Source organism: Aeromicrobium sp. A1-2, assembly GCF_003443875.1.
Taxonomy (GTDB): Bacteria; Actinomycetota; Actinomycetes; order Propionibacteriales; family Nocardioidaceae; genus Aeromicrobium.
In genome coordinates this window covers 772090-784731 of record NZ_CP027482.1, presented here as the reverse complement: position 1 = coordinate 784731, position 12642 = coordinate 772090, and the positions used below count along the sequence as shown (strand labels likewise).

The following is a 12642-nucleotide window of genomic DNA, read 5'->3' as shown; positions in this document are numbered from 1 at the left end:
GTCCCGTCGCCTCGCGCGTGGCCCTGCTCAGTCGCGGGTCAGCTTGCGGTACGTCACGCTGTGCGGCCGTGCGGCCTCTTCGCCCAGGCGCTCGACCTTGCTGATCTCGTAGTCGGCGAAGTTGCCCTCGAACCAGAACCACCGGGCCGGGGTGTCGGCATTGCCTTCCCACGCCAGAATGTGCGTCGCGACGCGGTCGAGGAACCACCGGTCGTGCGAGACCACCACGGCGCAGCCGGGGAAGTCCAGCAGGGCATCCTCGAGGGACTGCAAGGTCTCGACGTCCAGGTCGTTGGTCGGCTCATCCAGCAGCAGCAGGTTGCCGCCCATCTTGAGGGTCAGCGCCAGGTTGAGGCGGTTGCGCTCACCACCGGAGAGCACCTTGACCTGCTTCTGCTGGTCGGGGCCCTTGAAGCCGAACGAGGCGACGTACGCGCGGCTCGGCACCTCGTAGTTGGCGACCTTGATGAAGTCGAGCTCGCCGGAGACCAGCTGCCAGATGTTGAGGCTGTCGTCGATACCGCCACGACCCTGGTCGACGTACGAGATCTTGACGGTCTGGCCGACGTCGAGCGAACCGCTGTCGGGCTTCTCCTCCCCCACGATCATCCGGAACAGGGTCGACTTGCCGACGCCGTTGGGGCCCACGACACCGACGATGCCGGCACGGGGCAGGTCGAAGGTCAGGCCGTCGAAGAGTTCACGGTCACCGAAGCTCTTGTGCAGCTCCTTGGCGTTGAGCACGACGTCGCCCAGGCGTGGACCCGCCGGGATGTTGATCTCCTCGAAGTCGAGCTTGCGTCCGCGCTCGGCCTCAGCCGCCATCTCCTCGTAGCGACCTAGACGCGCCTGGTTCTTGACCTGGCGCGCCTTGGCGTTGGACCGAACCCACTCGAGCTCCTTGGCGAGGATCTTGGCGCGCTTGGCGTCCTTCTTGCCCTCGACGATGAGACGGGCCTGCTTGGTCTCGAGGTAGGTCGAGTAGTTGCCCTCGTAGGGGTGGGTCTTGCCGCGGTCCAGCTCGAGGATCCACTCGGCGACGTTGTCGAGGAAGTAACGATCGTGGGTGATCGCCAGGACGGCGCCGGGATAGCTCGCGAGATGCTGCTCGAGCCACAGGACGCTCTCGGCATCCAGGTGGTTGGTGGGCTCGTCGAGCAGCAGGAGGTCGGGCTGCTCGAGCAGCAGCTTGCAGAGCGCGACGCGGCGACGCTCACCACCGGAGAGGTGGTCGACCAGCTCGTCCGGCGGCGGGCAGCGCAGCGCGTCCATGGCCTGGGCGAGCCGGGCGTCCAGGTCCCACGCGTTGGCGTGGTCCAGATCGGTCTGCAGCTCGCCCATCTCGGGCAGCAGCGTGTCGTAGTCGGCGTCCGGATCAGCGAGCTCCTCGCTGATCTGGTTGAACCGGTCGATCTTTCCCTTGATCTCGCTGACGGCCTCTTCGACGTTCTGCAGGACCGTGCGGCCCTCGGTCAGCGGCGGCTCCTGCAGCAGGATGCCGACCGTGGCGTCGGGGTCCTTGATCGCGTCGCCGTTGTTGGGCTGCACCATGTCGGCCATGATCTTGAACAGCGTGGACTTGCCGGTGCCGTTGGGGCCGACGACGCCGATCTTGGCGCCATGCAGGAACGAAAGCGTGACGTCGTCGAGGACGAGCTTCTCGCCGAGCTTCATGCGGACGTTGCGGAGTGTGAAGACGTAGTCAGCCATATGACCCAGCCTATCGAGCCGGACCCCTGAACGACGAACCGTGGTGGCTCCGTGGCCCGATGAGGTCAGCCCAGGGCTGCGAGGACGCCGATGCGGTACGCCGCATAGGCATCGAGCTCGGCCTGGATCGGCACGATGACCCGCTCGGTCGTGACCGCGTCGATGGCCGCACGGAGCTGACTGTCGGCACGCATAGCCTTCCTGCGTCCGCCGACGCGGGAAGCCAGCCGCGACACGATGGCCAGCACGATGCCAGCCGCGAGCGATCCCCCTGCCACCACGGCGGCCACCGGAGCACCGGACACCTCGCCGAGATCGGGCAGGTCGAACGAGGCGAGCGCGGCAATTCCCTGCAGCGCGAGCCAGCCCACACCGACCACCATGGCGGCGAACAGCAGAATCTGGACTGCCTGGACGATGCGCCACCACACAGCCGGACGGGTCGCACCGAGGCTGGTCTCGTGGATGGCGCGGTCCAGTGCGTCGATGATGTCGTCACCTGGGGGGCTCGACACGTCGCGGATCGCGTCCCGCCATGGACGCGACAGACCCACCGAAGCCTTCTCGGCGGCATCGCGGATCGCCAGCTCGGCATTGGCGCGCTGCACGTTGCCGGCCTCGGGCACGGCGACGCGGGCCAGCGAGGACATCGAGAGGTCCTCGTCGAGTCCGAGCTCCTTGAGCGGGTCGTCGCGGAAGCGGCCCATCCACCGCACCACCGGCCAGTCAGTGTGTTGTGCTGCCCGGCGTCGGGTCGACGCCGCGATGGCGTCGACGATCTGCGGCACACCGGCGCCGTCCACGAGGGCCGTGTCGAGGGCCTCACGGTCCGCCGGGGCGAGTCCGGGAGCCTGCGACGACCCGCCGGCCTCGACGAGCGCCTGGGCCGCAGACGCGATGTCGGATCCGAGCCTGGACTTCGCCGACGACTTCGCCCGGATGCGGGAGGCCATCTCACGCTTGAGGTCTTCGACGCCGTCACCGCGCGTCGCGGACACACCGATCACCGCGACATCGGGGAGGCCCTCGTCGGAGAGGATCCGCTTGACGTCGGCGAGTGCGCGTTCGCGCTCCTCGAACGGGATGCGGTCGATCTGGTTGAGCACGACGAGCGTGACGTCGGCATAGGACGCCATGGGCCGGATGTAGCGGTCGTGGATCGCGGCATCGGCGTACTTCTGCGGATCCAGGACCCACACGAGAAGATCGGCGTAGGTGACCAGTCGATCCATCTCGAGGTGGTGTGAGACCTCGGTCGAGTCGTGGTCCGGCAGATCGAGCAGCACCAGACCGTCGAGTTTGGTGTCCTCGGCGGAGTGGTCAAGCATGCTCATGCGGGACACCTGGTGGCGCGCCGGTATGCCCATCCACTCCAGCAGGCCCTGTGCTCCGTCCGGACCCCACGCGCAGGCCAGGGCCCACGAGGTCGTCGGTCGTCGGACACCGACGCCGGCGAGCTCGAGATCGGTCAGCGAGTTGAACAGCGACGACTTGCCCGAACCCGTCGCACCGGCCAGCGCCACGATCGTGTGCTCGCCGGAGAGCTTGAGCCGCTCAGCGGCCCGGTCCGACAACGTTGCGGCCGGAGCGAGCACCTCGGGCGCGATTCGTCCTTGGCTTGCCTCGACGGCCTTGGTCAGCCCGTCCAGGCGTGCAGCGACGTCGTTGCGCCCACCGCTGAACACTGGTTCGGCGGCGACGGTCGGGGAAGTCATGGCGTCGGCTCTCCGTTCAGGAAGTCGGAGTGCCGAGCGTATTCGGCCTGACGTGCAGACTCGCGGAGGACATCCTGATTGGCCTTGATCGTCTGAGGACTCTCGACCAGGTCGAGGAAGCGCTGGATCTCGCTCTGGAACAGTCCAGCGGCGCGCGCCTCCAGATCGGCCTGGGCACGGTCGGCCAGCGAGATCACGACCTCCTCGCCGAAGATTGCATCCAAAAGCTTGTGGGCCAGTGCTGCGGTGCCGCCGGCCTCCTTGCCCTCGCCATTGCGTGAGAACACCACGACCATCAGCGCGACACCGATGCCGTTGACGCCAAAGGCCAGGAACCTCGCAGTCATCCGCTTGTCGGCGCCCTCGACCCGCACAAGTTCCAGGACCGACTGACGCCAGTCGTGGACCATGCGTTCGGCCCGCACGCGGAAGTCGCGCGACGCCCGATCGATCCCGCGGTTGGCAGCCAGCAGCGTGCGACCGGCCGGAACACTCGCCCAGGCCCGCGAACCCGCTTCGGCGGCTGCCTCGGCGTGCTCGACCAGCAGCATCTGGAGACCGGACTCGATCGCCTCGACGACCTCGGTCGAACGGGTACGTTTGCCGGTCACGCCGTCGACGAACCGGTCGCGGATGCGGCTGACCTTCTCCTCGACCGAGCGCAACAGCTCGCCGGTGCCGACGAATTCCTGCCACCGGGCGAGCACCTCACCGCGCAGGATCGTGCCGTCGGCGCTCTGCGTCGCAAACGTGTCGAGCGCCTTGCGGAAGATCGTTTCGACCTCCCCGTGGAGCACCTCGGCCGCCGCGATCTGGGTGTCCATCGCATCGGCGACGTCGTGGGCCCGCAGCACGACGTGGCGGACAGCCCCGTCCAGCGTGCGACCGACGACCATCTGTCGAGCCGCCGGGTCGGCGGCGAGCTCGTGCAGCCACACCACAATCGGAGAGACGGACTCGCTCGGCAGCAACCCGTCGGCGTCGACGCCTGACTCAGGGACCGTGAACAGCGGGGAATCCGAAAGGCCACGTGAGGTCATCATCCGAGCGAGGTGACCCCGCACCTCGACGACGGCCTCGGCGCTCGTTCGGTCGAGGACCACCGCGACCGAGGTGCTGCGCTCGGACGCCTGCCGCAGGTAGTCCCACGGGACCTGATCGGCGTAGCGGGCAGCGGATGTGACGAACAGCCACAGGTCGGCGGCGGCGAGGAGCTGAGCGGCCAGATCGCGGTTGCCCTTGTCGATCGAATCGACATCGGGCGCATCCAGGATCGCCAGACCGCGCGGGACCTTGTCGGACGAGGCGAGACGGAGGGCGTACGTGTCGTTGGTCGGCACGTCGGTGCGCGGCAGATCGGGCAGGATCCGATCGGGCAGGAACCACTCGGCGTCATCGGGGTGGTAGACGAGAACCGGCGAACGCGTCGTCGGTCGCAGGACACCCGACTCGGTGACGCGCTCCCCCACGAGCGAGTTGACCAATGTGGACTTGCCGGCGCCGGTCGATCCACCGACGACGGTCAGCAGCGGCGCGTCGAGCTGCACGAGACGCGGAAGGACGTAGTCCGACAGTTGGTCGACGAGCTTGGCCTGAGTGGTCCGCGCAGTGTCGACGTCGTCGACCTCGAGGCGCAGGGCGACGTCGCGCACGCCGATCAGGAGCTTGCTCATCGCACCAAGGAGCTCGGCCGAAGCGTGATCGCTGGCCACGGTGGCTCCTTTCGTTGACGGGTCTGTGCGGATGGGGGGCTGGCACACAGATTAGTGGACGTGAGGACAGTTCGCCGCCACGTCCCGTGCGGCGGGCGGGTCAGAAGTGACGTGCGGTGTTCTGGAGGGCGGGCGGGAATCGAAGAGCGGGACGCAGTGCGTACATCGCATCGAGCAGTGCATACGTGCGCTCGACCCCGTGGGGGATCGACCGACCAGTCATCATCGCATCGTGCAGGAACGCCATCTCGGTCGCGTGCCGCTGGTAGCGCTTCACGACCTTGGCCGTCACCCTGCCCCCGTGATCCTTCGCGAAACGGCGGGCTGCCTTGCGGTAGCCGAAGCGCGAAAGGTAGGGGATCTCGGCCGGATGGATCCACCCACGTTGCGCGACGTAGGACAGCGAGCGCTCCAGAGTCCTGACCTGACGGACCCGCGCGACGATCGCCAAGATCGTGATGCCGGCCAGGACGATCGCGAGAGCGAGATAGGCCAGCACGAAGCCGGCGCCTCCGCCATAGCTCAGTGACCCGTTCCACACCGCGTGCAGCCCAACACTCGCTGCCAGGCCCACCATGAGGATCACGACCTTGAGCACCTTGGAGCGCCGCGCAACGGCCAGTCCGACCGCGATCCCGAATGCCGAGGTGAACAGCGGGTGGGCGAACGGACTGAAGAGCCCCCGGACCACGAACGTCGTCGTGACGCCCTCGGCGCCGGCGACCTGGATGTCGGGCGAGCCGAGGTAGCTCGCGGCGTAGTAGCCGATGTTCTCCACGAAGGCGAAGCCGACGCCGACGATGCCCGCGTACACCAGGCCGTCGAGGAAACCGTCGATCACGCGGCGGGAGCGGACGAAGGTCAGCAGGAGGAACAGGCACTTGGCCGGCTCCTCCACGAGGGGTGCGACGACCGAGGCCGCGGTCTCGTCGCTCAGGTCCCACGTGTTCTGGATCCAGACCTCCAGAGCAAGCGCGATCGCGACGGCGACCACTCCACCCCACACGAACGCCGCGAACTTGTAGCGGCGCGGCTCCGGCTCATAGCGGTCGAGCCACCAGTAGGCGAGCAGTAGCAGCGGCAGTGGCACGATCGCGAACATCACCGAGAGGCCGGCACCCTCGGGATCGCCTGCGCTGAACGAGATCGCGGCTCCGCCGGCAATACCTGCGATCGCGATCAGGACGAACAGGACGATCAGGGCCACACGTCCGCGCTGGCGGAACGGCTCTCGATACTTGGGCAGCGCGGCTGGGATGGCGGCGGCAGTCGCTTCTGTCACCCGCAAATCGTAGGGCATGCAGGTGATCGGGGCTTGGGCCCGCATGCTCGGCGACCGGCGCAGATAGGCTTACCCCGGGTGGCAACGCCCGAGCGCCCGTAGCTCAGACGGATAGAGCAAGAGCCTTCTAATCTCTAGGTCGCAGGTTCGAATCCTGCCGGGCGCGCCAACGAAACGTGAGGTCCGCTGGCGAATCCCGTCGTTCAGGATTCGGGGAGGAGGGCGCCCAGCGCCCGACGGAGTCCTGCCGGGCGCGCCAACGAAACGTGAGGTCCGCTGGCGAATCCCGTCGTTCAGGATTCGGGGAGGAGGGCGCCCAGCGCCCGACGGAGTCCTGCCGGGCGCGCCAACGAAACGTGAGGTCCGCTCGCGAATCCCGTCGTTCAGGATTCGGGGAGGAGGGCGCCCAGCGCCCGACGGAGTCCTGCCGGGCGCGCACGACGTGCGAGGCGGCGGGGCCTGCGCTCAACCCAGCAGCGACTGGGCAAGGAACTCGCCCCGCTGACAACCCGGTGGGACGGCGAACACCGCGGACCCGATCGGGGTCGTCCACTTGTTGAGCAGGTCGAGCTCGTCGAGCCGCCGTTGGATGGGCACGTACTGCTTGTCCACGTCGGCCTGATAGGTCGCGAAGACCAGGCCTGAGCTGCTGAGCTGCCCCTTCGGCGGCGCCTCGTCGTAGTTGTACGGACGCCGCAGGAAACGCTCGCGAGGATCGTCGGACCGCGCTCGCCGGATGTGCGCGAACGGCTCGATGACTTCCAGCCCCAGGTCGTTGAGCGCCTCCAGGTCCGGCTCGTCCTTCTCCCGCATGCCGGTCAGGGGTGCACCGTTGTCGAGGCGGCGTCCGACGGCCTGCTCACGGCCCGTGCGATCGAGTTCGTCCCACGTGTCGAGTTCCATCGCGATACGACGCACGACCAGCGAGGTCCCGCCAGTCAGCCAGCTCGGCTGGGGTCCGAACCACTGCTGTGAGCGATCGCCGATCCAGAACAGACTCGACTCGGTGTCCGCGTCGGGGTTGCGGGTGCCGTCGACCTGCCCCATCAGGTTGCGGGTCGAGCCTCCCGCACCCGCGGTGGGCGACGACTGACGAAATCCTCGCTGCACCCATCGCACGGAGGTGAAGGTCCGTGCCTCCTTGGTCAGCACCCGCACCGCGTGCGAGACCGTCAGCTCGTCGTCCGCGCAGACCTGGAGCAGCAGGTCGCCGCCGGACCACTGCTCCTCGAGGCGATCGATGCCGAATGCCGGCAGCGGCGCGAGCCACGACGGCTTGCGATCCGGCAGTCGCGCCGCGTCGAACACCCCCGGTCCAAGTCCCAGGGTCACCGTCAGCCTGGCCTTCGCCAGAGCCAGCTCGGGCTCGGTGTCCGACAGTCCTGGTCGCCCCTGGCTCAGACGCTCGATGTCATCGGTCCAGATCCGCATGAGCCGCACCAGCGCCTCGCGGTCCACCCCTCCGCGCAGGTCGTACGCGACGAACGCCGCGTACGCCTGCGGGGAGGTGGCCACCCCGGCCTGGTGCACTCCGCGGAAGGGCACGATCGCCGGAGCGGCCGGGGATGCCGCCTCGGCAACCGTCGCCTCACGCGCAGCGACGCCGAGGGCGACCCCGCCCGCGGCGACGGCGCCTGTACGCAGCAGTTGGCGTCTGTTCAGCCGCGGCGGTGGGGCGCCGCCGCCGTCACTCATCACCCATCTCGCTCATGTCCGTCCCGGACTTGTCGTCGCCCTGATAGTCCTCATTCGCGCCCGCGAACGTCCGGGCAGGCGCGGTGAACTTCATCGTCGACTTGTCCGCGAACGTCAGCGTGACCGTGACCGTGTCACCGGCCTTGATCGGCTTCGTGACGTCCATGAGCATCAGGTGATCAGCGCCCGGATCGAGCGTGTGGGTTCCGCCGGCGGGGATCGTCACACCACCCTTCTTGGCCCGCATGACCATGTCGCCGTCGTCGTGGGGGGCCATTTCGTGGAGCTCCATCGACGACGTCGAGGGGCTGGTCGCCGAGACGACGACGGCCTCGGTGTCCGAGTCGTTGCGCAGCACGCCGAAGGCTGCCGTCATGCCTGAGTCGGCCTCCTTGACCCAGGGGTCCTCGATGACGATTCCGGACGCCTGGGTGGCGACGTCCGCACCGCTGCTGCCACATGCAGTCAGTCCGAGGGACGCAACCACCGCGACCGCGGCAGCGGTGAGGGACGTGAGACGTCGGGTCGAGGTGGGACGAGCGGTTCGCATGTTCATGAAATTCTCCAGTTCAGTTCAAGGGGTGTGGTTGGTGTTGTAGCGGCGCAGCACGAGCGCGGCGCCGATCAGGGCAGCGAGAACAGCTGCCGCGACGGGCAGCCAGGTCCAGCTGCGGCTCGTCGAGTTCTCGGGTGCATCGACCTCGTTCGCATCGACCGGATCAGACGCATGCCCGATCACGAACCGGATCACGCCCTGAATCGGGTGCCCGTCATCCGACACGACCCGCCAGACGATGGAGTAGCTACCGTCGGGCAGCCCTGTGGGAACCGTCGAGCTGATCGTGGTCCGACCGACCGTCGGTGGACGACTGCTGATGACCGCCTCGGCGTCGTTGCGCAGGACGATGGCCGGGGCGATCTTCGAGACCTTCTCGTTGAACTCCAGGGTGATGCTGCGTGGCGCTGTGGGCAGCACCGCGCCTTCTGCGGGACTCGAGCGGACCAGAGAGCTGTGCGCGCTAGCCGGCGATGCCCACATGAAGCAGGCAGCCAGCAGTGACGCGCAAGCCATGATCGCCCGTCCCGGACGGGACACGCGCATGGTGAGGTACTCCTCGACGACGTCCACCGAAGTGGACGGACGGCGCACCGGATGGGTGCGATGGCCGGGGTCGGAGCCGTGCGCAGGAGCCTACGGAACCGATCGGCTCAGAGGGTGACCATGCGCGCGGCGACGCCGGGTGGGGCTCGGCTCGGCGCCACGTGCCACGACGTCATATGGCGGGGTGAGGCGACGGACACCGCGACGACAGCCCGCGCCTGGAGGACCGGCGCGCCCGCGAGGAGGAGCGCCATCGGCCGCAGGGCCAGGACGTCGACCAGCGACCACAGGACGCGTTCGCCCCAGCGGATCGACACCACCAGACCCGCGCCACCGAGCAGGTGCGCCGAGACCATGGCGGTCGACACCCCCATGCCGCCCATCCCGTGCTCGCCGTTCAGGGACGACATGCTCAGCAGGTGCACTGCAGCCTGCGCCAGCAGGAACATCGCGAAGAGTTCACGGACCGACCACCGATGGGCGCTGATCTTCCAGCTGAGCGGAGTGCCCGCAGCGAGCATGAGGCCAGCCATGACCCACGAAGGGGTCGTGCCGCCACCGGCAACATGACACCCGGCAGCGACCGTCACGGTCAGCACAGCAACAACAGCCGCTCTGATCGCGCGCACGTGCCCCGACGTCAGCGACGTCCGGGACGTACGAGCCACACTGGTCACCACGTCAATCTACCGATCGGCTTCCTGCTGACCGGCATGGGGTACTACATTGCGTAGAAGACATGGACCGGCGGCATCAGACGAGGATCCCGATGACCGAAACAGGCAGGCGCGCGCACGGCGAGTTGGAGGCCCAGGTTCTCCGGACTCTGTGGGGTGGTGAGCGCCCGCTGACCGCCAAGGAGATCCAACAGGCCCTCCCCGGCCAGCTACCCGCCCACACCACGGTGCTCACGGCACTGGATCGTCTGCGCGGCAAGGGCGACGTCGAGCGCGCCGGTGTCGACGCGAGAGGGATCCGGTTCGCGGCCACCAGGACCGAGGCCGAGCACACCGGACTGGCCATGCTGCAACATTTGACCGGGGCTGGCGACCGCCGGGCGGCACTCATGCGGTTCGCGGGCCATCTGGGGGCCGAAGACATCGAGCTCCTGCGCCGCGCCATCTCCCCCGATGGCCACAGCCAACCACTGACGGGTCCCTGACCCGCCAGGTGTATGTGCGGGATGGTGCGGCGGTGCACTTGGATGGGGGGATGGATCACGCCGCCCTCGTCACCGCCCTCGCGGGCCTGGGCTTCGGGCTGTCCCTGATCATCGCGATCGGTGCGCAGAACGCCTTCGTCCTGCGGCAGGGACTCCTGCGGCAGCACGTCCTTGTCGTGGTGCTGGTCTGCATGGTGTCGGACGCCCTCCTGATCGCCCTGGGCGTCGCAGGCATCGGGAGTCTGCTGCAGCTCGCACCGTGGCTGCTGGACACGATGCGCATCGGGGGTGCTGCCTTCCTGCTGACGTACGCGGGGCTCGCTGCTCGACGGGCCGTGCGGCCCTCCGTGATCGACGAGTCCCCCGCCGAGTCGACGCCGCTGTGGCCGGTCGTCACGACTGCCGTCGCCCTGACCTGGCTCAACCCGCACGTCTACCTCGACACGGTCCTGCTCCTCGGCTCCGTCGCCGGTACGCACGGCGAGGACCGCTGGTGGTTCGGCGCCGGCGCGGTGCTGGGGTCGGTCATCTGGTTCGCTGCGCTGGGCTTCGGTGCGCGACTGCTCCGCCCACTGTTCGCCCGTCCGAACGCCTGGCGCATCCTCGACGGACTCATCGCCGTCGTCATGGCGGCGATCGCCGCCAGCCTGCTGCACGGTCTAATGGACCGGTGAAGTCCTTCGCCCTGGTCGCCGTCGGCGGCGCCGTCGGCACCCTGGGCCGATTTGGGATCGCGGAGGCCCTGGACGCCGACCGGCTGTTCCCGCTGGCCACCTTCGTGGTCAACGTCGTGGGGTCGTTCGCCCTGGGTGCCCTGCTCGCAGTCCTCATCGTGCACGACCACAGCGCCCGGGCCAACCGACTGCGACTGCTGCTGGGCACCGGACTGCTCGGCGGGTTCACGACGTACAGCGCCCTCGCGGTCGAGACCGACACCCTGCTACGCGGCGATCACGTCGCGCTCGGCCTGGCCTACGCCGTCGGCACGGTCGTGGCGGGCCTGCTGGCCGCGCTCCTGGGCATCGTGACTGCCCGGGCGGTCGTCCGATGACGCCGCTGATGATGGCCCTGGCCGGTGGGCTGGGTGCCGGCGCCCGCTACTCGCTCGATGCCTGGGTGCGCCCGCGCGCGTCGAAGAGGCTGCCGTGGTCGACGCACCTGATCAACATCAGTGGTTCGCTGCTGCTGGGTCTCGTCGTCGGCCTCGGCACCGGAGACCTGTGGCACACCATCATCGGCACCGGATTCCTCGGCGGCTACACGACGTTCAGCACCGCCAGTGTCGAGACCGTGCACCTCGCGCTGGACCGTCGGTACGGCGCAGCCGCAGTCAACGCCGCCGCGATGCTCGTGCTGAGCATCGCGGCGGCGTCGTGCGGCTACGCACTCGGAAGCGCGCTGTGAGCCTGGCCGGCTGAGCCCACGTCAGCCCTTCTGGGCCGCTTCGACAGCCTGCTGCAGGCTGGCGGGCGTCGGTGATTCGACGACCTTGCCGGCCACCTTCACGGTCGGGGTGCTGCCGACTCCGTCATCCGAGCCCTTGTCCTTGGCTGCCTTGACCCACGGCACGAACTTCTCGGTCTTGATGCAGGAGTCGAGCCCGGTAAATCCCAGACCCTCCATGGCCGTGACGAGGGCCGCGTTCTCCGGCCCGGCGGTCCCCTCCTGCGGCTGGTTGGAGTACAGGTAGTCGTGCGCCTTCTGGTAGTCCGCGACGCCACCCTGGTCGAGCACGCACAACGCTGCGTTGGTCGAACGCTTCGAGTAGTCGTTGGGGCTGCCACCGAGCTCGTCGAGGAACGAGAACGGACGGTAGGTAATCGTGATGGCGCCACTGGCGACCTGCTGCTTGAGGAACGCGCCGCTCTGCTGCTCGAACTGGAGGCATGCGGGGCACTGGAAGTCCTCGTAGATCTCGACCGACACGGGCTTGCTGTCGGCCTCCGCGCTGCCACCGGCCGCGGCAGCGTCATAGACGATGCCGAAATCCTTGGTCGCGTTCGCCGGCTTGATGACGTCCTCGACCTTGGCGTTGTCGTCGCTGGCGGACTTGATCGCGTAGCCACCGAGTGCCGTGAGCGCAACCACGACGACCACGATGGCGATCGTGATGACGTTGCGCTGCTTGCGGTCGGACTTCTCCCGTTGCTTGCGCATCTGCTCGGCACGGGCGGCGCGCTGCTGACGTTCGTTGCTCACTGAGTACTCCTGGTTCGGGCGGTCACCATCTGGACCAACGCGGCTCGCTCGCCGAAGGTTCCATG

At 68.3% G+C, this 12642-nt stretch carries 13 protein-coding genes and 1 tRNA gene; 5 read left to right on the top strand and 9 right to left on the bottom strand.

Features of this window, described 5'->3' with window-relative positions:
• Positions 1 to 27 precede the first annotated feature (27 nt).
• From ettA to C6I20_RS03855, 4 genes are all read right to left on the bottom strand, one after another.
• The gene (ettA, locus tag C6I20_RS03870; RefSeq protein ID WP_118394757.1) at positions 28 to 1710 is read right to left on the bottom strand and encodes an energy-dependent translational throttle protein EttA; all 1683 of its coding nucleotides are present in this window, start codon (positions 1708 to 1710) and stop codon (positions 28 to 30) included.
• 65 nt (positions 1711 to 1775) lie between these two features.
• Complete coding sequence (locus tag C6I20_RS03865; protein WP_118394756.1) at positions 1776 to 3425, bottom strand: GTPase; 1650 nt, start codon at positions 3423 to 3425, stop codon at positions 1776 to 1778.
• Positions 3422 to 5137 carry an ABC transporter gene (locus C6I20_RS03860; protein ID WP_254052240.1) on the bottom strand — a complete coding sequence of 572 codons (1716 nt, stop codon included), beginning with the start codon at positions 5135 to 5137 and terminating at the stop codon, positions 3422 to 3424. Before C6I20_RS03860 ends, C6I20_RS03865 begins: the two co-directional genes overlap by 4 nt.
• Before the next feature lie 100 nt (positions 5138 to 5237).
• On the bottom strand, positions 5238 to 6419 hold the full coding sequence (locus C6I20_RS03855) for a PrsW family intramembrane metalloprotease (RefSeq protein ID WP_162891097.1): 1182 nt from the start codon (positions 6417 to 6419) through the stop codon (positions 5238 to 5240).
• A 92-nt stretch (positions 6420 to 6511) separates the two neighbouring features.
• On the opposite strand from C6I20_RS03855, the gene C6I20_RS03850 reads away from it, so the two are divergent.
• A tRNA-Arg gene (locus C6I20_RS03850) sits at positions 6512 to 6588 on the top strand.
• A gap of 296 nt (positions 6589 to 6884) precedes the next feature.
• Here the strand turns inward: C6I20_RS03850 and C6I20_RS03845 are convergent.
• The 4 genes from C6I20_RS03845 to C6I20_RS03830 form a co-directional block, all read right to left on the bottom strand.
• Positions 6885 to 8114 (bottom strand): Dyp-type peroxidase, encoded by a 1230-nt coding sequence (locus tag C6I20_RS03845; protein ID WP_118394754.1) that lies wholly within the window; start codon positions 8112 to 8114, stop codon positions 6885 to 6887.
• Positions 8107 to 8670, bottom strand: coding sequence for a copper chaperone PCu(A)C (locus C6I20_RS03840; RefSeq protein WP_118394753.1), 564 nt, complete (start codon positions 8668 to 8670; stop codon positions 8107 to 8109). Before C6I20_RS03840 ends, C6I20_RS03845 begins: the two co-directional genes overlap by 8 nt.
• An 18-nt stretch (positions 8671 to 8688) precedes the next feature.
• The gene (locus C6I20_RS03835) at positions 8689 to 9216 is read right to left on the bottom strand and encodes a copper resistance CopC family protein (RefSeq protein WP_162891096.1); all 528 of its coding nucleotides are present in this window, start codon (positions 9214 to 9216) and stop codon (positions 8689 to 8691) included.
• 107 nt (positions 9217 to 9323) lie between these two features.
• Positions 9324 to 9893 carry a hypothetical protein gene (locus tag C6I20_RS03830; protein WP_162891095.1) on the bottom strand — a complete coding sequence of 190 codons (570 nt, stop codon included), beginning with the start codon at positions 9891 to 9893 and terminating at the stop codon, positions 9324 to 9326.
• Between the two features lie 92 nt (positions 9894 to 9985).
• Between C6I20_RS03830 and C6I20_RS03825 the strand changes: the two genes are divergently transcribed.
• From C6I20_RS03825 to C6I20_RS03810, 4 genes are read left to right on the top strand one after another with little or no spacing between them, the layout of a single operon-like run.
• The gene (locus tag C6I20_RS03825; RefSeq protein WP_118398567.1) at positions 9986 to 10378 is read left to right on the top strand and encodes a BlaI/MecI/CopY family transcriptional regulator; all 393 of its coding nucleotides are present in this window, start codon (positions 9986 to 9988) and stop codon (positions 10376 to 10378) included.
• A 50-nt stretch (positions 10379 to 10428) separates the two neighbouring features.
• Positions 10429 to 11052, top strand: coding sequence for a LysE/ArgO family amino acid transporter (locus tag C6I20_RS03820; protein ID WP_118394750.1), 624 nt, complete (start codon positions 10429 to 10431; stop codon positions 11050 to 11052).
• Complete coding sequence (locus C6I20_RS03815; RefSeq protein ID WP_118394749.1) at positions 11049 to 11429, top strand: CrcB family protein; 381 nt, start codon at positions 11049 to 11051, stop codon at positions 11427 to 11429. The genes C6I20_RS03820 and C6I20_RS03815 overlap by 4 nt, the downstream gene beginning before the upstream one ends.
• Positions 11426 to 11782, top strand: a complete 357-nt coding sequence (locus C6I20_RS03810) for a CrcB family protein (protein ID WP_118394748.1) — start codon at positions 11426 to 11428, stop codon at positions 11780 to 11782. Before C6I20_RS03815 ends, C6I20_RS03810 begins: the two co-directional genes overlap by 4 nt.
• A 21-nt stretch (positions 11783 to 11803) precedes the next feature.
• Here C6I20_RS03810 and C6I20_RS03805 read toward each other — a convergent pair whose 3' ends face one another.
• Positions 11804 to 12577 carry a thioredoxin domain-containing protein gene (locus tag C6I20_RS03805; protein WP_118394747.1) on the bottom strand — a complete coding sequence of 258 codons (774 nt, stop codon included), beginning with the start codon at positions 12575 to 12577 and terminating at the stop codon, positions 11804 to 11806.
• Positions 12578 to 12642 lie beyond the last annotated feature (65 nt).

Excerpts from the sequence above, each read along its gene's own strand:
- ettA (WP_118394757.1), bottom strand. The coding sequence starts at position 1,710 with ATGGCTGACTACGTCTTCACACTCCGCAACGTCCGCATGAAGCTCGGC.
- C6I20_RS03865 (WP_118394756.1), bottom strand. The coding sequence starts at position 3,425 with ATGACTTCCCCGACCGTCGCCGCCGAACCAGTGTTCAGCGGTGGGCGC.
- C6I20_RS03845 (WP_118394754.1), bottom strand. The coding sequence starts at position 8,114 with ATGAGTGACGGCGGCGGCGCCCCACCGCCGCGGCTGAACAGACGCCAA.
- C6I20_RS03840 (WP_118394753.1), bottom strand. The coding sequence starts at position 8,670 with ATGAACATGCGAACCGCTCGTCCCACCTCGACCCGACGTCTCACGTCC.
- C6I20_RS03835 (WP_162891096.1), bottom strand. The coding sequence starts at position 9,216 with ATGCGCGTGTCCCGTCCGGGACGGGCGATCATGGCTTGCGCGTCACTG.
- C6I20_RS03825 (WP_118398567.1), top strand. The coding sequence starts at position 9,986 with ATGACCGAAACAGGCAGGCGCGCGCACGGCGAGTTGGAGGCCCAGGTT.
- C6I20_RS03820 (WP_118394750.1), top strand. The coding sequence starts at position 10,429 with ATGGATCACGCCGCCCTCGTCACCGCCCTCGCGGGCCTGGGCTTCGGG.
- C6I20_RS03810 (WP_118394748.1), top strand. The coding sequence starts at position 11,426 with ATGACGCCGCTGATGATGGCCCTGGCCGGTGGGCTGGGTGCCGGCGCC.